Origin of the sequence: Aurantiacibacter flavus, from assembly GCF_039710615.1 — a bacterium.
GTDB lineage: Bacteria > Pseudomonadota > Alphaproteobacteria > Sphingomonadales > Sphingomonadaceae > Alteraurantiacibacter > Alteraurantiacibacter flavus.
This window is the reverse complement of the sequence record NZ_JBDLBR010000002.1, coordinates 625,614-644,179: the sequence shown is the minus strand read 5'-3', so window position 1 is coordinate 644,179 and position 18,566 is coordinate 625,614. Positions and strand designations below refer to the sequence as shown.

Annotated in this window: 20 protein-coding genes and 2 tRNA genes; 12 read left to right on the top strand and 10 right to left on the bottom strand. The window is 62.8% G+C overall.

Annotated features, from left to right (window positions below; translation table 11 throughout):
* Window positions 1-37 precede the first annotated feature (37 nt).
* A complete protein-coding gene (locus ABDJ38_RS07765; protein WP_346784517.1) occupies window positions 38-391 on the top strand; it encodes an elongation factor P in 354 nt (117 codons plus the stop codon).
* A gap of 1 nt (window position 392) precedes the next feature.
* Here ABDJ38_RS07765 and ABDJ38_RS07760 read toward each other — a convergent pair whose 3' ends face one another.
* Together ABDJ38_RS07760 and thiE are read right to left on the bottom strand one after the other, a co-directional pair.
* A complete protein-coding gene (locus ABDJ38_RS07760) occupies window positions 393-971 on the bottom strand; it encodes a YdcF family protein (RefSeq protein ID WP_346784516.1) in 579 nt (192 codons plus the stop codon).
* Window positions 968-1,591, bottom strand: a complete 624-nt coding sequence (gene thiE, locus ABDJ38_RS07755; RefSeq protein ID WP_346784515.1) for a thiamine phosphate synthase — start codon at window positions 1,589-1,591, stop codon at window positions 968-970. Before thiE ends, ABDJ38_RS07760 begins: the two co-directional genes overlap by 4 nt.
* Window positions 1,592-1,626: 35 nt before the next feature.
* Between thiE and ABDJ38_RS07750 the strand changes: the two genes are divergently transcribed.
* Window positions 1,627-2,019 carry a hypothetical protein gene (locus ABDJ38_RS07750; protein WP_346784514.1) on the top strand — a complete coding sequence of 131 codons (393 nt, stop codon included), beginning with the start codon at window positions 1,627-1,629 and terminating at the stop codon, window positions 2,017-2,019.
* On the opposite strand, the gene ABDJ38_RS07745 is transcribed toward ABDJ38_RS07750, so the two are convergent.
* From ABDJ38_RS07745 to tkt, 4 genes are all read right to left on the bottom strand, one after another.
* Window positions 2,020-2,910 (bottom strand): fructose bisphosphate aldolase, encoded by an 891-nt coding sequence (locus tag ABDJ38_RS07745; RefSeq protein ID WP_346784513.1) that lies wholly within the window; start codon window positions 2,908-2,910, stop codon window positions 2,020-2,022.
* 142 nt (window positions 2,911-3,052) lie between these two features.
* A complete protein-coding gene (locus ABDJ38_RS07740) occupies window positions 3,053-4,258 on the bottom strand; it encodes a phosphoglycerate kinase (RefSeq protein ID WP_346784512.1) in 1,206 nt (401 codons plus the stop codon).
* A 104-nt stretch (window positions 4,259-4,362) separates the two neighbouring features.
* Complete coding sequence (gene gap / locus ABDJ38_RS07735; RefSeq protein WP_346784511.1) at window positions 4,363-5,370, bottom strand: type I glyceraldehyde-3-phosphate dehydrogenase; 1,008 nt, start codon at window positions 5,368-5,370, stop codon at window positions 4,363-4,365.
* 22 nt (window positions 5,371-5,392) lie between these two features.
* Window positions 5,393-7,384, bottom strand: coding sequence for a transketolase (tkt, locus tag ABDJ38_RS07730; protein ID WP_346784510.1), 1,992 nt, complete (start codon window positions 7,382-7,384; stop codon window positions 5,393-5,395).
* A gap of 203 nt (window positions 7,385-7,587) precedes the next feature.
* Here tkt and ABDJ38_RS07725 point away from each other — a divergent pair, with 203 nt between their 5' ends.
* The 4 genes from ABDJ38_RS07725 (at window position 7,588) to ABDJ38_RS07710 (ending at window position 9,255) form a co-directional block, all read left to right on the top strand.
* Window positions 7,588-7,830: a hypothetical protein gene (locus ABDJ38_RS07725; RefSeq protein WP_346784509.1), complete on the top strand. Its 243-nt coding sequence runs from the start codon at window positions 7,588-7,590 to the stop codon at window positions 7,828-7,830.
* On the top strand, window positions 7,827-8,132 hold the full coding sequence (locus tag ABDJ38_RS07720) for a cell division protein ZapA (RefSeq protein WP_346784508.1): 306 nt from the start codon (window positions 7,827-7,829) through the stop codon (window positions 8,130-8,132). Before ABDJ38_RS07725 ends, ABDJ38_RS07720 begins: the two co-directional genes overlap by 4 nt.
* A gap of 323 nt (window positions 8,133-8,455) precedes the next feature.
* Entirely contained in the window at window positions 8,456-9,040 is a 585-nt protein-coding gene (locus ABDJ38_RS07715; protein ID WP_346784507.1) for a 5-formyltetrahydrofolate cyclo-ligase, read from the top strand.
* Window positions 9,040-9,255 carry a DUF2842 domain-containing protein gene (locus tag ABDJ38_RS07710; RefSeq protein ID WP_346784506.1) on the top strand — a complete coding sequence of 72 codons (216 nt, stop codon included), beginning with the start codon at window positions 9,040-9,042 and terminating at the stop codon, window positions 9,253-9,255. Before ABDJ38_RS07715 ends, ABDJ38_RS07710 begins: the two co-directional genes overlap by 1 nt.
* Before the next feature lie 51 nt (window positions 9,256-9,306).
* On the opposite strand, the gene ABDJ38_RS07705 is transcribed toward ABDJ38_RS07710, so the two are convergent.
* The 4 genes from ABDJ38_RS07705 to ABDJ38_RS07690 form a co-directional block, all read right to left on the bottom strand.
* Window positions 9,307-10,023, bottom strand: coding sequence for a hypothetical protein (locus ABDJ38_RS07705; protein WP_346784504.1), 717 nt, complete (start codon window positions 10,021-10,023; stop codon window positions 9,307-9,309).
* A gap of 97 nt (window positions 10,024-10,120) precedes the next feature.
* Window positions 10,121-10,197, bottom strand: a tRNA-Asp gene (locus ABDJ38_RS07700).
* A 98-nt stretch (window positions 10,198-10,295) separates the two neighbouring features.
* A complete protein-coding gene (gene thyA, locus ABDJ38_RS07695) occupies window positions 10,296-11,222 on the bottom strand; it encodes a thymidylate synthase (protein ID WP_346784503.1) in 927 nt (308 codons plus the stop codon).
* A 15-nt stretch (window positions 11,223-11,237) separates the two neighbouring features.
* On the bottom strand, window positions 11,238-12,236 hold the full coding sequence (locus tag ABDJ38_RS07690) for a GDP-mannose 4,6-dehydratase (RefSeq protein WP_346784502.1): 999 nt from the start codon (window positions 12,234-12,236) through the stop codon (window positions 11,238-11,240).
* A gap of 272 nt (window positions 12,237-12,508) precedes the next feature.
* On the opposite strand from ABDJ38_RS07690, the gene ABDJ38_RS07685 reads away from it, so the two are divergent.
* The 6 genes from ABDJ38_RS07685 to ABDJ38_RS07660 all read left to right on the top strand — a co-directional run bounded on the left by ABDJ38_RS07685 (window position 12,509) and on the right by ABDJ38_RS07660 (window position 18,530).
* Window positions 12,509-12,585 (top strand) — tRNA-Pro (locus ABDJ38_RS07685).
* A gap of 351 nt (window positions 12,586-12,936) precedes the next feature.
* Window positions 12,937-13,737: a hypothetical protein gene (locus tag ABDJ38_RS07680; RefSeq protein WP_346784501.1), complete on the top strand. Its 801-nt coding sequence runs from the start codon at window positions 12,937-12,939 to the stop codon at window positions 13,735-13,737.
* 412 nt (window positions 13,738-14,149) lie between these two features.
* Window positions 14,150-14,905, top strand: coding sequence for a tonB-system energizer ExbB (gene exbB / locus ABDJ38_RS07675; RefSeq protein WP_346784500.1), 756 nt, complete (start codon window positions 14,150-14,152; stop codon window positions 14,903-14,905).
* Window positions 14,906-14,909: 4 nt separating this feature from the next.
* Complete coding sequence (gene exbD / locus ABDJ38_RS07670; RefSeq protein WP_346784499.1) at window positions 14,910-15,338, top strand: TonB system transport protein ExbD; 429 nt, start codon at window positions 14,910-14,912, stop codon at window positions 15,336-15,338.
* Window positions 15,338-16,105, top strand: coding sequence for an energy transducer TonB (locus ABDJ38_RS07665; protein ID WP_346784498.1), 768 nt, complete (start codon window positions 15,338-15,340; stop codon window positions 16,103-16,105). The genes exbD and ABDJ38_RS07665 overlap by 1 nt, the downstream gene beginning before the upstream one ends.
* A gap of 58 nt (window positions 16,106-16,163) precedes the next feature.
* On the top strand, window positions 16,164-18,530 hold the full coding sequence (locus ABDJ38_RS07660; protein ID WP_346784497.1) for a TonB-dependent receptor: 2,367 nt from the start codon (window positions 16,164-16,166) through the stop codon (window positions 18,528-18,530).
* The last annotated feature ends 36 nt before the right edge of the window (window positions 18,531-18,566 follow it).

Below are 18,566 nucleotides of genomic sequence, written 5' to 3'. Positions count from 1 at the left end.
AGCTCAGGTTCAGCGCAATTCGCATAGAGGGCCGCTCATGCACAGAACGCTCACCACGCTGGCGCTGGCCTCGGCCATACTCGCCGCGCCTGCCATGGCGCAGAACGAGATCGGCACGATCGAGCGCGGAACCTACATCTGCGAACTGCCCGGCGATGTGCGCGGGGCGGCTGGCATTGCGCAACCTGAAGCGAACTTCTCGATCATCAGCGCATCGCGCTATTCCAGCCCCCAGGGCGAAGGCACCTATCTGCGCCGCGGTGACGAAGTGCGCATGACCAGCGGCCCGCGTAACGGCGATGCCTATCGCATGATGAGCCGCAACTTCTTGCGCCTGCTCGATGCCGACGGAACGCCCGGCAAGCTGCGCTGCATTCGCCGGGGGCGCTGACCTACTCGCCGATAAGCCAGTAACGGTGGATCAGCCACAGCTCGCTTAGCGCGAAGGGCACCTTGGTGCCGAGCGAACGATAGCGTGTAAGCGGTGTCGGCGCGGGCTGAGCGTCATAGCCCAGATCACGGGCCATGATCAGCGCCCGGCGCATATGCAGCGGATCGGTCACCAGCAACACGCTTCCACCCGTTCGGCCCATATTGCCCGGCTGCGCAAAGACGAGGTTTTCCATCGTCGTTTGCGAAGCCTCTTCGGTGAGAATCGCGTCATCGGGCACACCCGCTGCGACAGTCAGCGCCCGCGCTGCCTGCGCCTCGCCGAGCCGATCACCCTCCGCGCGACCGCCGGTAATTACGATGCGTTTGACCCGACCATCCTTCCACAGCGCAATGGCGTGGTCGATCCGCGCGGCGAACACCGGCGAGGGCGCATCATCGTCAACCGCCGCGCCAAGCACCAGCGCCATATCAGCCCGTGCATCGGGAACGGTCTTCGGTCCCTGCCAAATCCAGCCCAAAACCAAAGCTAGCCAGACCAGCGCGAGGCCGGCCAGCCCGCCCAGCCAGCGGCGCGTCACTTCAGCAATTTGGTGAAGGCCTTCACGGCCTCGACCTCGTCGCCATTCCATACCGCGCCCGAAACGGCGAGGAAATCGGCCCCCGCCTCGATGAGCGCCGACGCGTTGTCGGGCGTGATCCCACCGATGGCAACACAGGGAATCTCGAACAGGTTCGACCACCAGCGCAAGAGATCGAGGTCTGGCTTGTGTTCGCTCTGCTTGGTGGTGCTGGGGAAGAAGGCGCCGAAGGCGACATAGTCGGCCCCCGCATCGCCCGCTTCCATCGCGAGGTGACGGCTGGCGTGACAGGTGACACCGATCTGGACCTCGCGGCCCAGTTCCTCGCGGGCCTCGCGCGGGTCGCCGTCGCCCTGCCCCAGATGGACGCCGTCGGCCTTGATCCGCTTGGCCAGCGCCACCGAATCATTGACCACGAAGGCCACATCGCGCGCACGGCAAATCTCCTGCAAGGGCGCGGCAAGGCGCGCCGCCTCGTGCTGGTCGACATCTTTCACCCGGAACTGGAAGGCTGCGACCGGGCCTGCATCGAGCGCGCGTTCGAGCCGGGCGGGAAAATCTCCCGCCACATCAAGCGGCGAAATCAGATAGAGCGAGCAGCTAGGTGTTGGTGCGTTCATCCTCAGGCCATTAGCAATCGGGCAGCGACAGGCAAATGACCTTCAAGACTCTTCTGGCGCCAATCGCCCTCGCCGCCGCCATGAGTGGCTGCGCGATCATCCCCCAGGCCAGCACGCCGGTGTTGCCAACAGGCAGCGATGTCGCGCTGAACGAGAGCGTCACGGTGGGTCCGCTTATAGCGACTCCGCTCAAGGTGGTGGAAGACAGTCGCTGCCCGATGAACGCGCGGTGCATCCGCGCCGGAGACGCCATCGTCACCACCCGCCTCAGCGACGGCAACACCACCAGCACGGTCGACCTCACATTGGGCGAAACAGTGGAGGCCTTCGGCTACCCGGTGCTGCTATCGAGCGTCACGCCGACGAGGATGACCAACACCACCCTCGCCGCACGCGACTACCGTTTCACTTACGAGCTGGCCGAGTAATTACCCGGCAATCGAAGCGTCGCAGATCGAGCCGATCGCTTCGCCCAGAGCAGCGTCGAACTCAGCGTCGCTCATCTGCGCACGCAGGTCGCCCAGCAGCGCGCGGCTGAAGCTTGCGATCATGCCGGTGTTCTTGGCCAGCTCGGCGCAGGCCTCGTCGCGGGTGAACCCGCCCGAGAGCGCCACGACCTTGAGCACCTTCGGGTGATCGACCAGCTCCTTGTACTGGTTCGCCCTGGCCGGGATCGACAGTTTCAGCATGACCTGCTTGCCATCGTCCATCGCGTCGAGCTGCTTGAGGATCTCGGCCTTGAGGATGTCCTCGCCCGCCTCGCGGTCGTCGGCGGTGATGGTGTATTCGGGCTCGAGGATCGGCATCATACCGTGCGCGATCACCTGCTCGCCGACGGCAAACTGCTGCGCGACGATCGCGGCAATGCCCTCGGGGTTGGCGGAATTGATAACCGAACGTTCCTTGGTGCCATAGACGCCGAGCATCTTGGCTCGGGTCAGCAGCGCATCGAGATCGGGCATCGGCTTCATCAGCTGGACGCCGCTCGCCTCGTCCTCAAGGCCCTTGTCGATCTTGATGAAGGGCGCGACGCCTTTGTCGAGCAGCGCGGTGGGTGTCGGCTTGCCCCCGACTTCACCGTCCATGGTTTTTTCGAACAGGATCGCGCCGAGAATCTTGTCGCCGGTGAAAGCCGGGCTCGAAATGATGCGCGAGCGCATTTCGTGGATCTTGGCGAACATCTCGTCGTCGCCGTTCCACTCGTCATCGTCCACGCCATAAGCGCGCAGCGCCTTGGGGGTGGAGCCGCCCGATTGGTCGAGCGCGGCGATAAAGCCCTGCCCGGCAGCAATCTTCTGCGTGATCTGATCGGTATTCATTGCGCCTACTTCTCCTCAAGTAATTGGCACGGGCCTGTTATGGCGCATTTCGCGCCTGCACAACCGGGCAGATGACCGCCGCCTTTCCAGTGTGGTGACGGGACAGTTCGGCGGACACAATCAACTTCGGGGCAGACGCCTGTCAGCCGCGCTGAAGCGCCGCAACGCCAGGCAATTCCTTGCCTTCCATCCATTCGAGGAACGCGCCGCCCGCAGTCGAGATATAGGTCACCTGCTCGGTCACGCCAGCATGGGCCATGGCAGCCACGGTATCACCGCCGCCCGCTACCGAAATGAGCGAGCCTTCCTGCGTCAGCGCCGCTGCCGTGCGCGCCAAGGTCACGGTCGCCGCATCGAACGGCTCCATCTCGAACGCGCCCAGAGGGCCGTTCCAGACCAGCGTGCGGCAGGTCTTGAGCACATCGCCCAACGCCTCGACCGCTTGTGGCCCGACATCGAGGATCATCTCGTCTGCGGCCACCTCGTGGACGTTACAGACGCGGAAGCTATCGGGATTGGCGGCAAATTCCTTTGCCACGGCCACATCGTAAGGCAGGTGGATAGTGCAGCCGGAACGGTCGGCGGCCTCCATGATCGTATTGGCGGTATCGACCAGATCGTGCTCGCACAGGCTCTTGCCGACATCGACGCCCTTGGCGGCGAGGAAGGTGTTGGCCATGCCGCCGCCGATAATCAGGTGCTGGACCTTGGCCGAGAGGTTCTCAAGCACTGCCAGCTTCGAGCTGACCTTGGCCCCGCCGACCACCGCTGCAACCGGCGGCTCCGGGTTGCCAAGCGCTGCGTCGAGCGCTTCCAGCTCTTTCTGCATCGAGCGCCCGGCATAGGCGGGCAGCAGGTGCGCGAGGCCTTCTGTGCTGGCATGGGCGCGGTGCGCGGCGGAGAAGGCATCGTTGACGTAGAAGTCGCCGTTCTCCGCGATGGCCTTGGCGAACTCGGCATCGTTCGCCTCTTCACCCAGCCAGAAGCGGGTGTTTTCGAGCATCCCGATGTCGCCCGGTCCGAGGATATCGATGGCCTGCGCCGCGACTGGCCCGGCGACCTCGGGAATAAACATGACCTCGCGCCCGAGCACGTCCTCGATCGCGCCCTGCACCATGCTCATCGACATGGTCGAATTGCGCTGGCCCTTTGGGCGGCCGAAGTGGGCGAGTAGCAGCACCTTGGCACCGCGATCAGCCAGTTCGAGGATCGTCGGCGCGACCGCGCGGGCGCGGGTGAGGTCGGTCGCCAGCCCGTCCGCCATCGGCAGGTTGAGATCGACCCGCACCAGCGCGCGCTGGGCGGAAAGATCGTCAGGAAGGTCGTCGAGGGTTTTGAAATCAGCCATAAAATACTCCGCTCACCCTGAGCTTGTCGAAGGGGCGCCCTTCCTTTGCAACTTAGTGCCGAAGAAAAGCAGTCCTTCGACCGGCTCAGGACGAGCGGGCGTTTTTACAGGAACTTCGCCATCACGCTGGCAGTGTCGATCATGCGGTTCGAGAAGCCCCACTCGTTGTCGTACCAGCTCACCACGCGGGCGAGCTTGCCCTCCATCACCGAGGTTTCAAGGCTGTCGACAGTCGAGCTGGCCGGGTGGTGGTTGAAGTCCGAGCTGACCAGCGGCTGATCCGTATAATCGAGTACGCCCTTCATCGCACCTTCGGCAGCAGCCTTCAGCGCTTCGTTCAGTTCCTCGGCAGTGGTATCGCGGCCGGGGGTGAAGACGAGGTCGACGAGGCTGACGTTCGGCGTCGGCACGCGCACCGACGAGCCATCGAGCTTGCCCTTCAGCTCGGGCAGCACCAGGCCGACCGCACGGGCAGCGCCGGTGGTGGTCGGGATCATGTTCTGCGCGCCGCCACGGGCACGGCGCAGGTCCTTGTGGATCTGATCGAGCATACGCTGATCGTTGGTGTAGCTGTGGATCGTGGTCATGAAACCGCGCTCGATCCCGACGAGGTCGTTCAGCACCTTGGCAACCGGCGAGAGGCAGTTGGTGGTGCAGCTTGCATTCGAGACGATGATGTCGTCGGCGGTCAGAACCTCATGGTTCACGCCGTAAACCACGGTGGCCGAAACGCCGGTGGCCGGGGCCGAGATCAGCACACGCTTGGCGCCTGCATCGAGGTGCGGCTTGGCGGCATCGTGGCTCTGGAAGAAGCCCGTGCATTCCAGCACGATATCGATGCCCATGTCCTTGTGCGGAAGCTTACCCGGATCGCGCTCGGACGTGACGGCGATGGACTTGCCGTTCACGACCAGCTTGTCGCCATCGACGGAAACGGTGCCAGGGAAACGGCCATGGGTGCTGTCGAAGCCGAACAGCAGTGCGTTCGCATTGGTGTCCGACAGATCATTGATCGCCACCAGTTCGAGATCGTGGTCGTTGCGCTCGAGAATGGCGCGCGCAACGAGCCGACCGATGCGTCCGAAACCGTTGATCGAAACCTTAGTCGCCATGTGAAGAACTCCTGCTTATGTCTTATAATTTGTTGATGATCTGCGGGACGATCTTGTCCGCGCTGAAACCGAAATATTCGAACAGGGTCGCTGCCGGGGCCGAAGCGCCGAAGCGATCGAGCCCGATGTTGAGGCCATTGCGCCCGGTAAAGCGCTCCCAGCCCTGCGTCACGCCCGCCTCGATCGAGACGATCAGCGCATCGGCGGGCAGCAGTTCGTCCTGGTAGGCAGCGTCCTGCGCGCCGAACAGGTCAAGGCACGGCGCGCTAACCACGTCGGCCCCAACGCCCTGCTCTTCGAGCGCTTTGGCGGTGTCGAGCGCCACGGCAACTTCCGAACCGGTCGCGATCAGCACAACCTTGCGCGCGCCCTCGGCAGCCTTGAGGCGATAGGCGCCCTTGGCCGAGCGGTTGCTCTCCGGGGTCCACTCGGCATCACCTTCGCCGCGCACCGGCGGCAGGTTCTGACGCGACAGCGCCAGCACCGACGGCGTGGCAGGCGTCTGCAAGGCAAGCGCCCAGCATTCGGCCGTCTCGATGGCGTCCGCCGGGCGGAACACGTTGAGGTTCGGGATCAGGCGCAGGCTCATGACCTGCTCGACCGGCTGGTGGGTCGGCCCGTCTTCGCCCAGGCCAATGCTGTCATGCGTCAGCACATAGACCACGCCAGCCTGCTGCAGCGCCGACAGACGGATCGCGTTGCGCGCATAGTCGGAGAAGATCAGGAAGGTGCCGCCATAGGGCACCACGCCCCCATGTAGGAACATGCCGTTCATCGCTGCGGCCATGCCGAACTCGCGAATGCCGTAATAGACATAGCGCCCGGCATAGTCTTCCGCCGTGAGCGGGGTGGTGGCCTTGGTCTTGGTGTTGTTCGAGCCGGTGAGGTCCGCCGAGCCGCCGATCAGCTGCTCGATCTTCTCCGTCAGCGGGCCGAGCGCCATCTCGCTGGCCTTGCGGCTGGCGACCTTGGGCGGCTCTGCGGCAAGCGCGCGGATATGATCCTGCAATGCCGGTGCAGCCTTGTCGGCCACAGAGGCGAGCTGCGCTACCAGCGCGTCTTTCTCGCCGCTCTGAGCGAGGCGATCTTCCCAGGCACGACGCGTTTCCGCGCCATGCGCACCCAGCTTGCGCCAGGCGGAGACGATTTCCTCGGGAATAACGAAAGGATCGTGCGGCCAGTTCAGCTCGACACGCGCGGCGGCGATCTCGTCAGCGCCGAGCGGCGAGCCGTGAATGCCGCTTGTGCCCTGCTTGTTGGGCGCGCCCTTGCCGATCACGGTCTTGCAGGCGATGATCGACGGACGCGGATCGGCCGCAGCCTCGGCCAGTGCGCGCTTGATGTCAGCCGGATCGTGGCCGTCGCAGCTGGTGGTGTGCCAGCCGGTCGCCTGATAGCGCGCGAGCACGTCTTCCGACGAGGACAAGCCCACCTTGCCGTCGATAGTGACGTTGTTGTCGTCCCACAGCACGTTGAGGTTGCCAAGCTTCAAGTGACCCGCAAGGCCGATCGCCTCGTGGTTGATGCCTTCCATCAGGCAGCCGTCGCCCGCCAGCACCCAGGTCTTGTGGTCGATCACCTCGTTGCCGAACTTGGCGTTGAGGTGCCGCTCGGCAATCGCCATGCCCACGCCCATCGCAAGGCCCTGCCCCAGCGGGCCGGTGGTGCATTCGACGCCGTCGATCAGGAAGTTTTCCGGGTGGCCGGCGCAAGGGCTGCCAAGCTGGCGGAAGTTCTTGATATCCTCAAGCGTCGGCGATTCGTAACCGGTCAGATAGAGCAGCGAATAGATCAGCATCGAGCCGTGGCCTGCCGACAGCACGAAGCGGTCGCGGTCGGGCCAGGCCGGATCGGCGGGATCATATTTCAGGAAGTCGGAATAGAGCACTGTCGCGACATCGGCCATGCCCATCGGCATCCCCGGATGACCAATATTGGCGGCCTCGACCGCGTCCATCGACAGCGCGCGGATGGCATTGGCCATATCCGTGAAGCTGACTTCCTTTTCGCTCATTCGCTAGTTCCCCGGTTGGTTCTGGCCGCAAGGTATAAGGTGGCCGAATCGGATGGCGGCTGTGTGAGCAGACACAGGCCCCTCGTCAAGCGCAGGAGGGCCGTGTTCGAAATGATGTGCTTTCCCGGCACCCTCTCCGATTATTCACACATTTGCGCGAGACGCCTTTGCTTAGCCCGCGCTTTGGCCGCTATATAGCGTTAATGGAAGGTGATCGCATCTCGCGGGCCAGAGCCCGGATCGAGGCGGCAGCGGCTCGGATCGAGGCCGCCGCAGGTGAATTGGCGGGCGCACGTCAGATGGTCGGCGATCCGGAACTGGAAGCGCGCTACAACGCCTTGCGCGCCGAGGCGGAGGAAGCGTTGGCCGGACTTGACATGCTGATAACGCGACTCGATCCGGACAACTTCGAAGATCCCGATGCATCGACGAGGCCCCAACCATGAGCAATGTGACAATTGCCATTGCCGGGCGGCAGTACACCGTCGCCTGCGGCGCGGGTGAGGAAGCCCATGTCGAAGGGCTTGGCGCGCTGATCAACGGCAAGCTGGCCGGCATGGGCAACACCTCCGGCCAGTCCGAGGCGCGCCTGTTGCTCTATGCCGCCTTGCTGCTCGCCGACGAACTGCAAGAAGCGAACGAGCGGGCAAAAACAATGGAAGAAGCCCAGGCGCTTGATTACGAGGCAACCGCTGCACGGCTCGAAGCACTTGCGGGACAGCTTGAGAATGCCGACCAGCACTCCTAAATAGGTGCTGGCGGGACTGTCCGGCACGAGCCCATGAACATCCCTGAGGCTATAAGCAATCCAAGGGAGCTGTCCCTACTGGAACCCTGGTTCCGGATATACGGCGCCCACCTGACGTGAAGGCGTCAGAGGATTTCGCGGCAAACGACCCATGATGGTTCCGCCACTCGATCTACCTCCTCCAGCGGAAGATATCCAGAAAGCGCGCGCCCTGAGCTTGTCGAAGGGCTGCTTTTTCTTCATGCGCTAGGAGCAAGAGCAAGGACGATCCTTCGACAAGCTCAGGATGAGCGGACAAAGGTGATAATGCGGGTGCCCCTTTTGTGACGAATGTAGCCGAACAGAAAGCCGCGCTGCGCAAAGAGCTGCGTAAGGCCCGCCGGGACCATGCCGCCGCGCTTCCGCGCGAAGTCTCCGCGCTGGTTTTCGCGCGTCCGCCCGCCCCTGTGCTAGACATGGTGCCCGAGGGCGCGACCATCGGACTTTACCGTGCCGATACGGGCGAGGCGCCGGCTGGCGGCTACATCCGGTTCTTCCACGAGCGCGGCCATCCAATCGCCCTCCCCCGCGTAACCACGCTGGACGCGCCGATGCAGTTTCACCTGCACACCGACCCCTACGAGGAAAGCGACCTCGTGGCCGGACCGCTCGGCCTGCGCCAGCCGGCCGAGGATGCGCCTGTCGTCGTGCCCGAGGTGCTGTTCATGCCGCTGGTCGGCTTCACCGCCGATGGCGACCGACTGGGGCAAGGCGGCGGCTTCTACGACCGCTGGCTGGCCGCGCACCCCGAGACGCTGGCCATCGGCATGGCCTGGGACATCCAGCGCGTAGACCAACTGCCGGTGGAGGACCACGACATGCCGCTGAAGGCCATCGTCACCTCCACCCGCATCTACGGGCCGTTCTGATGCGTACCGAGCCAACCTGGCGCATCCCCGTGGGGGTGATCGGCCTGACCATCGCCATTGGCATCTATGCGCTGGTGGTGGCGCGCTATGTGCCGGAACTGATCGGCGGCTGGCATGCCTTGCTGCAAACCCCGATATATATCGTGCTGGGGTTGGTCTGGCTGCTGCCCTTGAAGCGCTTCCTTGTTTGGATGGAAACCGGGCGTTGGGGCTGAAGGCACTCGATCTGCGACGGGGTTGAGAACGACGACCAATCTGGCTGCGCTCTATAGATGCGCTTCCAGTTTCCGCGACAATTGACGCCGACGGTGACGCTGGCTGATCTGCTCGGTTGCAAGGCTAAGGGGGAGGATTTTGGGCACACCCCCACTGCTTAGCTCGATCTTGAAGTTGCGAACGGCGCCAACAGGCAAGTCGCGCCATCCATGGAAGGCGACAACCGTAAGCTCGATCCGGTCGACGTCGGTGACCTGAATATCTCCCTCGTCGTTGGCCTCAAGCATGCGCCGAATGATGTCGTCGAAATGGCCGATGTTTAGATACTCGCCAGTGTTCAGACTGCCTTGCGCCATACTCGAACGGGGATCGTTCCCGAGATCTTCCGGGTGCTCCTGAAGGTCGGTAAGCGGCAATTCGATCTCACGCTCGCCAATGTGCAGCTTTCCGATCAGGCTCGTCACGTAGATCGGCAAACTGCTCATGTTGGTGATGAGGCACCGACTTCGGATACCTTTCCCCGCCGCACGGGTAATCAGGATGGAGGACCGCCTCGTGGCGCGATACTGAACAAGAATGAGCTGCAGATAGGTCGCCCACACGACGAGCATGAACAGGCTCAGCAAAATGCTGATCACTTCGCTGTTATCTGCGAGCCATTGCCATAAGCCTAGATCGGACACGTTGAACAAATCCCGCTTAATAACTGTTGTTCCGCGCTTCAGCGAAACGCCCGCTTGCCACCCTGATCTTGCCGACAAGGGCATTCGAACTTGCCTCGCCCTCAGCCAGTCTTGAGCGCAACGCAAAAAGGGCGACCCGAAGGTCGCCCTCATAGCCCTTCTCTCGAAGGGAAGTCCCAAGTGGCGCGAGTGACGGGACTCGAACCCGCGACCCTCGGCGTGACAGGCCGATACTCTAACCAACTGAGCTACACCCGCGCATTTTGCGGCGGCAGCGCCTCTTGGGAAGCGCGCCTCTAGGCCACCGTTTCGGGGCTGTCAACGCTCATCATACCACTTTTTCGCGACACAAGAAATTAGACCGCTACCGGCGCCCTCAGCGTACCTTGCGGCGCATAGTCGCGGACTTCGAAATCCTCGATCCGATAGTCGAAAATGCTCTCTGGGCGGCGAAGGATCGCCAGCTTCGGCTCGCCCTCGGGCAGCCGCGCCAGTTGCGCGTCGATCAGTTCCTCGTGGTTGAGATAAAGGTGCGTGTCGCCCCCGGTCCACACCAGCTCGCCCGGCTCCAAGCCCGCCTGCTGCGCCACCATGCGAGTCAGCAGCGCCGCGCCGAACAGGTTGAACGGCAGACCCAGCGCCACATCGCAGCTGCGCTGGTAAAGCTGGCAATTGAGCCGCGTACCCCCTGCCCCGACGTGAAACTGGTAGGTCTTGTGGCACGGCGGCAGCGCCATCCGGTCAAGCTCTGCAACGTTCCAGCCCTCGATGATGTGACGGCGGCTTCCGGGATTGCTCTTGAGGTCCTCCACCAGCCGGGCGACCTGGTTGATTCCCGGCCCGGCACGATAGGTCCCGTCGTCCTGAGCCTCATAGGTCGGCCAGTCGACCCATTGCTTGCCGTAGACCGGCCCCAGATCGCCCCATTCGGCAGCAAACTCCGCATCGTCCACGATCCGCGCCTCGAACGCTTCCTGAGTGATCTGGTCGCCCGTCGCCTTGCGGTATTTCGCCAAGGGCCAGTCGGTCCAGATCGTCACCTTCTGTTCGAGCAGCGGGCGAATGTTCGTCTCGCCAGTGAGGAACCACAGCATCTCGCGCGCCGCGGCTTTCCAGAACACCCGCTTGGTGGTGAGCAACGGAACTCGCTCGTCGCCAAGATCGAACCGCAATTGCGGGCCGAACACCGAGCGGGTGCCGATGCCGGTGCGGTCGATCCGCTCGTCGCCCTCGGTCCAGATGCGGCGCATGAGATCGAGATATTGTTGCTCGGGGTGACTCATTGCGCGCTCCTCGCGTCAGATCTTGTGGTAGTCACGGAACCACTGCACGAAGGCGGGCACGCCCGTCTCGATACTGGTGGTCGGTTGATAGCCGAGATCGTTCTGGATGGCGTCAATATCGGCATAAGTCCGCTCGACATCGCCCTTCTGCATCGGCTTCATATCGATCTCGGCCTTGCGCCCGCAAGCCTCTTCGAGAAGGCCGATCACCTTCATCAGATGCTCGCTGCGGTGGTTGCCGATATTGTAGAGGGCATGCGGCTTCACGCTGCCCCCGGCCTTGGCCTCGCCGTCATCGGCGGGCGGATTGTCGAGGCTGGCTACAACGCCGGACACGATGTCGTCGATGAAGGTGAAGTCGCGGAACATCTCGCCGTTATTGAACACCGGAATTGGTTCTCCGGCCAGAATCTTGCGGGTGAATATCCACATCATCATGTCGGGCCGACCCCAGGGGCCATAAACGGTGAAAAACCGCAGCCCCGTCAGCGGCAGACGATAAAGATGGGCGTAGGTCTCACTCATCAGTTCGTCGGCTTTCTTGGTGGCGGCATAGAGGCTGAGCGGGTGGTCTACCCGGTCCTCCACCGCGAAGGGCAGCTTGTCGTTGCCGCCATAAACCGACGACGAGCTGGCATAGACCATATGGTCGAGCTGCCGGTGGCGCGCGATCTCCAGCATGTTGAGATGCCCGACCAGGTTCGACTGGGCATAGGCGCGCGGATTCTCGATCGAATAGCGCACCCCTGCCTGCGCACCCAGATGTACGATGCGATCAAATTGCTGATCTTCGAGAGCACGTTCGAGCTGGGCGTGATCGGAGAAGTCGAGCGTGAGGCACTTTGCGCGCTCGCCACCCGCGGCCAGCCAGCGATCGCGCCGGTCGTATTTGAGCGAGGTCTGGTAGTAGTCGTTGAAGTTGTCGATGCCGAGAACCTCGTCGCCGCGCGCCAGCAGGCGCATAGCCAGTTCGGCCCCGATGAACCCGGCCGCACCCGTGATCAAAACCCGCATAATCGCTCCTGAAAAGATATTCCCGCGCGAGGAAAAAGCCGCGCGCCGAAGGCTGTGAGATAGCTTACCCCCTTGCGCCAAACCCGAGGAGGAATGCAACCGGCATGCCCAAACCTGTACGAGATCGAACCGGTTCTGCCGATGGTCGGCCAGATTTGCCGAGCAGATCGACCAAATGTTCGGGCGATATTGCAACAAACCCCTTGCGTGCTGCGAGCGCCCTGCATATAGGCGCGCTCCTGCCTCACAGCACAACGTCTGTTGGCTCCGGTCGGGGAGTAGCTCAGCCTGGTAGAGCACTGTCTTCGGGAGGCAGGGGCCGGAGGTTCGAATCCTCTCTCCCCGACCACTTTAACAATATCATGAACTTAATCGCCACAAGGCGTCCCGTGTGGGCAGCTTTGTAGGGCAGGTTCGGATGCAGCCGCGCGTAGGCAGCGCGAACTTACTAACGGTTAGGGCGTAAAGACCTTACTGCTACCTAAGTAAGAAATCCTAGGTGGGAGTGGACAAGGCTGGACTGCAGGAGTCCAGCCATAAAGCGCGGAAAAGCGAAACTTTTCTACCGTGACTGTGGGCAGAGGTGTAGCAGTCTTGCGGTGGATGCGCCACACAGATTTGGCTGGGCCGAGGCCTTCTTTAGGCGCGGAGGATAAACTACGAAGCCCGGACAACGATGGGGATAGGCCGGGGGAACCTTATGAACATTCACTTCGAAAACCTTCTTGATCTGGCTACTGAGATCATGTCGCTCGAGGCCAACGAAGACCGGCACAAAATGAGCGGCGAGTGGAAGCAAGCAAAGCGAAGGTACGAGGCACTTCAGGAAGAGTTCGCAGCGGAAAGAACGAAGTTCATCGACGCTGTTCTGGTTGACGACGAATCGCATGCCCACGCCCTCGGAGAAACGCAAACCGCGATACAAGGCCTGAAAGAACGCGCAGACGCCTCTTGGATACCGGCCTTGGAGTACTTGGAGGCGAACCTTCTGCCAAAACTGGAGAAGGAGGCTGGTAGAAGTCCATCAACCCGGAAGTTTCTTAAGGCACTGCCATTCATCTTGGGCGCAGCCTTATTGATAGGTTACTTTGGAACCCGTGTAGCCACGGCGGTCGATCTAGGCGCATCGATAGACTCGAAAACCGGAATAGAACAAAGGGCAAGTGCGCTTTCAAAAGCCCTTAGATATGATCACTGGGCCAACACGAAGGTGCGTAGGGGCGGCTGGCTCAAGGGCATAATGCTTTGGCCAATCGAACCAACCGAAGAGGAAGTTGCCGCCGCTGCCGACTTCGCCGGTCTGGCTCTTGAAGCCTCCTCCCTCGCGACTTCCGAGTATGGATGTTCGCCACTGAAAGTAGGGTACGATAACGGGTACTCTGACGAAGAGCTGGCATACTTGCAGGAGATCGCAAATCGAGTGCGCTCTGAAAGTTTCGTTTGGCAAGACCCTCCAGTTATTGCGCTCTTAGATGCGGCGCTTAAGATCAGAGGATGCTAGGTAGAAAAATGCAGGGCCTCAAGCCCCCAGACGCTCCAGCAGCCGCTTGACCCCAGACGGGTGCCAGGTGCCGCAATGTGCCGCTCGTTCAGCGCTGCAGCAATCTCACGGACACTGTGGGCACCAGCGGCCCGCACCGCCTCGATCTCGCCAGCCAGTTCTGCCGCCCGGCTGTGAGCACCTGCCTTGCAGGCCTCCACAGCCGTAGCACTTCCCTTCCCGGCCCTGCGGAGCGGAGCGGCCCCGTTAGGGTTCCCCAGCCGACCCCCTGGGCCTCCGCGGCTTACACCCAACGCTGAACAGAATGGAGACGCCGCAGGCGCATAGACATCACAGAACACTACGAAAAATCTGCATTGCAATCGCTTCGCAATAATCATAGTGGCGCCCAAAGGAAGAGTTGGACGCACACATGATACGATTACGCCATTCGGCTGCACTCTATGCAGGCTTGTCTGCCTTGCTGATTCCAGCACCTGTTCTCGCACAGCCCGTCGTTCCGGCGAGCCTTTCTGTAGGCTCCATGTTCATGGAAGCCGACTGGGTTGTCAAAGTGGTCATGATCGGGCTGATCGTGGCGTCGCTGATCACCTGGACTATCGCCATCGCCAAGGGGCTGGAACTGGGCAAGGAAGGCAAGCGTCAGCTTGCGCTCAACGCCAAGGTGATCGGCGCCCGCAGCCTCGCCGATGCGCGCAAGGCAGCGCCTGAGGCCTCTGACCTGCTTGACGCAGCGGCGCTCGAAATCACCCTCTCGGCCGATGCGCTGGACGATCTGGACGGCATCCGCGAACGCATCGCCACACGTTTCGCACGGCTCGAAGCCGAGACCGGGCGCAAGCTGGCGCGCGGCATCCACGTGCTCGCCACGATCGGCGCGACGGCTCCCTTCGTCGGCTTGTTCGGCACAGTCTGGGGCATCATGAACGCTTTTATCGGCATCGCTGAAATGCAGACCACCAACCTCGCCGTAGTTGCTCCCGGCATTGCCGAGGCGCTGCTGGCCACCGGCGTCGGCCTGTTCGCCGCCATTCCCGCCGTGGTGATCTACAACCACTTTGCCCGCAAGGTCGCCGAACAGCGCGCGCTCGCTGCTGATCGCGCCGCCGCGATCCTCAACATCGCCTCGCGTGACCTGTCGCGCGGTGTGGCCGCCAAGGATCTCTGAGGCGATGGCCTTCAAGCTCGGCACCTCCGACGATGACGACCTGCCGCTCAACGGCGAGATCAACGTCACGCCCTTTATCGACGTGATGCTGGTGTTGCTGATCATCTTCATGGTCGCCGCGCCACTCGCGACGGTTGATGTGCGGGTGGACCTGCCGGTCGCCAATGCCGAAAGCGCCCCGCGCCCCGATCAGCCGGTGTTCGTTACCATCGAGGCCAATGGCCGCCTGACCGTCAATGATCGCGAAACGCCGCTGCCCCAACTGGGCGCCGAGGTTCTGCGTATTACCGGCGAGGACCGCGAGCAGCGCATCTTTCTGCGTGCCGACAAGACGGTCGAATACGACAATCTGATGCAGGCGATGAACGGCCTGCGCGCTGCAGGCTATCTGCGTGTGGCGCTGGTGGGCGCGGAGGGTTCGGAAGTCCGCTGATGGCCAGAACCGCCCCTTCCTCTTTGGGCATACCCAACTGGCAGGTGGCCTTCGCTATCGCTGCGGCAGGCCATGTCGCGCTGGGAGCAGCAATCCTTGTGCAGCGTGCAAAGCCAAGTGAGCGGTTGCCCGATCCGGTGATGATCGTCGAGCTACCCGCTGGGGCTGCCCCGGCCCCGGCATCGCAGGCAATGGCAGAGCCGGAGCAGGAACAAGCTGTTGCAGAGACCCTGCCCGACACGGTGATCCCGCCGCTCCCCATTCCGCGTGTCGAGACGCCGATGTCGCGCGATCCGGTGACCGTGCCTACCCCGTTGCCCGTGGTCCAGCGGAGCCGGGCTGCCGTGCAACCGCGCCCGCAGCTCGCGCCGCCTCGTACCGCTCCCGCCCAGCTCGCACCGCCTCCGGCAACGCCGGGCACCGGGAGTGCAAACGCCGGAACGGGAACGGGCGAAAACCCCCGTGCCAAGGCCGATCAAGCCGACTGGATATCACTGGTCAACAGCCACCTGGCGCGTCGCAAACGCTACCCCCGAGAGGCGCGCCGGGTAGGACAGGAAGGCACCCCTTCGGTCCGCTTCACCGTCGACCGGCGCGGACGGGTGTCAAACGTGTCGATTGTCCGCTCCAGCGGGCACCAATTGCTCGATGATGCGACGGTAGAGCTGGTCCAACGCACCGCACCGTTCCCGGCAATGCCGCGATCGATGCAACGCGATTCAATGACCATCACCTTGCCGATCGAATATTCGCTCGACCGCGACTGATCCGAAATCCAACCAACCAATCACAGCCCCAGGGACGAGAAAGAAGAGGAAATTGTTAATGACTCGCACCAGCAATATAAGGAAGCCTGCCAGCCTGCGGCGCGCAGGCTCTGCCCTCGCGCTCGGCGCGGTGGTGGCGACCAGCCCCGCCGTGGCTCAGGACGCCGATGGCGAGGTCGTGCTCGACACGCTGCGCATCGAAGACCGCGCTGCCGATGTGAACCCCTATTCCACCCCTGGCGCGCCCTATAAGGCCGAGCGTTCGGGCGATATCCGCATCACGCGGCCCATCGCCGACACCCCCACCACCATGACGGTGCTCACCGAGAACCAGATCGACGATTCGGGTTACACCGACCTTTCGCGCATCCTCGAAGCGCAACCCGGCATCACCGTCGGCACCGGCGAGAACGGCAACGCCTTCGGCGACCGCTACATCATTCGCGGGCAGGAAGCGCGCTCCGATGTGTTCGTCGACGGCCTGCGCGATCCCGGCATGACCACCCGCGAAAGCTTCGTGGTGGAGCAGATCGAGATCACCAAGGGCCCGAACTCGACCTTCGCCGGTCGCGGCACGGCAGGCGGTGCGGTGAACCTCATCACCAAGGCGGCCACCACCGACTATGACTTCTTCGACGGCACCATCGGCGTCGGCACCGACCGCTTCGTGCGCCTCACCGGCGACGTGAACCTCGCGCTCGACGAGACCTTCGCGATCCGCGCCAACGGGCTTTATGGCTACACCGACATCCCCGACCGCGAACCCGGCAACCGCCGCCGTTCGGGCGGTGCGCTGTCGGCCACCTGGTCGCCCAGCTACGATTTCGACCTCACGCTCGACTATTACCTGTTGCGCGCAAAAGACCGGCCCGACCTTGGCGACTATCTTTCGGGCGATGTCGCAGACAACAGCCGCGAACCCGTGGAAACCCCGGCCTATATGCAGGAGCAGGACTTCCAGAAGTCGAACGTCGATGTCGTCACCGGCCGCCTCAACTGGCAGCTGACCGACAACATCAGCTTCTCCAACCGCGCCCGCTATGGCGAGAGCCACAATGGCTATGTCGTCACCGGCGCACGCGGCACCACCACCGATGCCAGCGATCCCAACGGCGCCTACGACACCTTCTCGCTCTCCACCCATCAAGGCTGGCAGGATGTCGAATACTTCGCCAACCAGGCTAACCTGCTGATTGAAACAGAGGCACTGGGCGGCGAGAACGACCTTATTTTCGGTGCCGAGTATACCGATCACAAGGTGCTAAACGGCGTCTATGACGTGAACAACACCGGCGCGACCAACTGCATCACTCCGGGCAACCGCTTCAACCCGACCCCAGCTCCTAACTTTTGCGGCCTTGGGCCGAACGGTCAGGTGGTGTCGGGTCTCAACAACTTGCTCGGTCGCGAGATCACCAAGGATCGCTGGGACTCCGACTGGCAGGTTGAGACTTTCTCGATCTACCTTATGGACACGATCGACCTCACCGAAAGCCTCACCGTATTCGGCGGCCTGCGCTGGGATACGTTCGACTTCACGCTGTCGACATTGTCCGTGCCGCGGGGCAGCCCCGCCGGTACCGAGCCGACGCTCGAAACCTACGCCTATGACGACAGCTTCTGGAACGGCCACCTCGGTGTAACCTACCGCCTGAACGACTGGGCCATGGTCTATGGTTCGTTCGCCACGGCAGCCGACATCAACGGCGGCGAAAGCGACCTTGGCACCAACTCGGGCTATGGCGGTCTCGTCATCATCGATGGCGAATTCCGGGGCGGCTCGCCCGAGCGTTCGGAAAACTGGGAACTGGGCACAAAGCTCGAACTGTTCGATCACAAGTTCCTGCTCACCGGCGCCTTGTTCCAGACCACCAAGAGCGACGTGCTCGAAGGCTCGGGCGGCGGCTACACGCCCGATGGCACCGGCAACACCGGCAAGAACCGCACCCGAGGCTTCGAACTGGGCGTAGCAGGCAACATCACGCCTGCATGGTCGATGCAGGGCGGCCTCACCTACGTCGATACCGAGGTGCTGGAAAGCGCGGTCGACGCTGCCAACGTGGGCAAGGAACTGGCCAACACCGCCAAGTGGCAAGCCTCGCTGCAGACCCGCTATCAGGCGACCGACGCCTTCGCGATCGGCGGCGCAGTGAAGTACAAGGGCGAGCGTTATGGCGGTCAGCCCGATACGGCGGCAGGCTTCACCGAGCTGCCGAACGGTGGCTTTGCCTACAGCCAGCCGGTACCTGCCTACACTGTGGCCGACCTGTTTGCCGAATATCGCTTCAGCAACAACATGAGCCTGCGGGTGAACGTGAACAACGTGTTCGACGAGAACTACTATCTCGCCGTCTATCGTTCGGGCGGGTTCCTCTACAAGGGCGATGCCCGCCAGGCCGTGGCGACGCTTAACCTGCGCTACTAAGCGCAAACGAGGTGGGGCGGCGGCGATTGCGGCCGC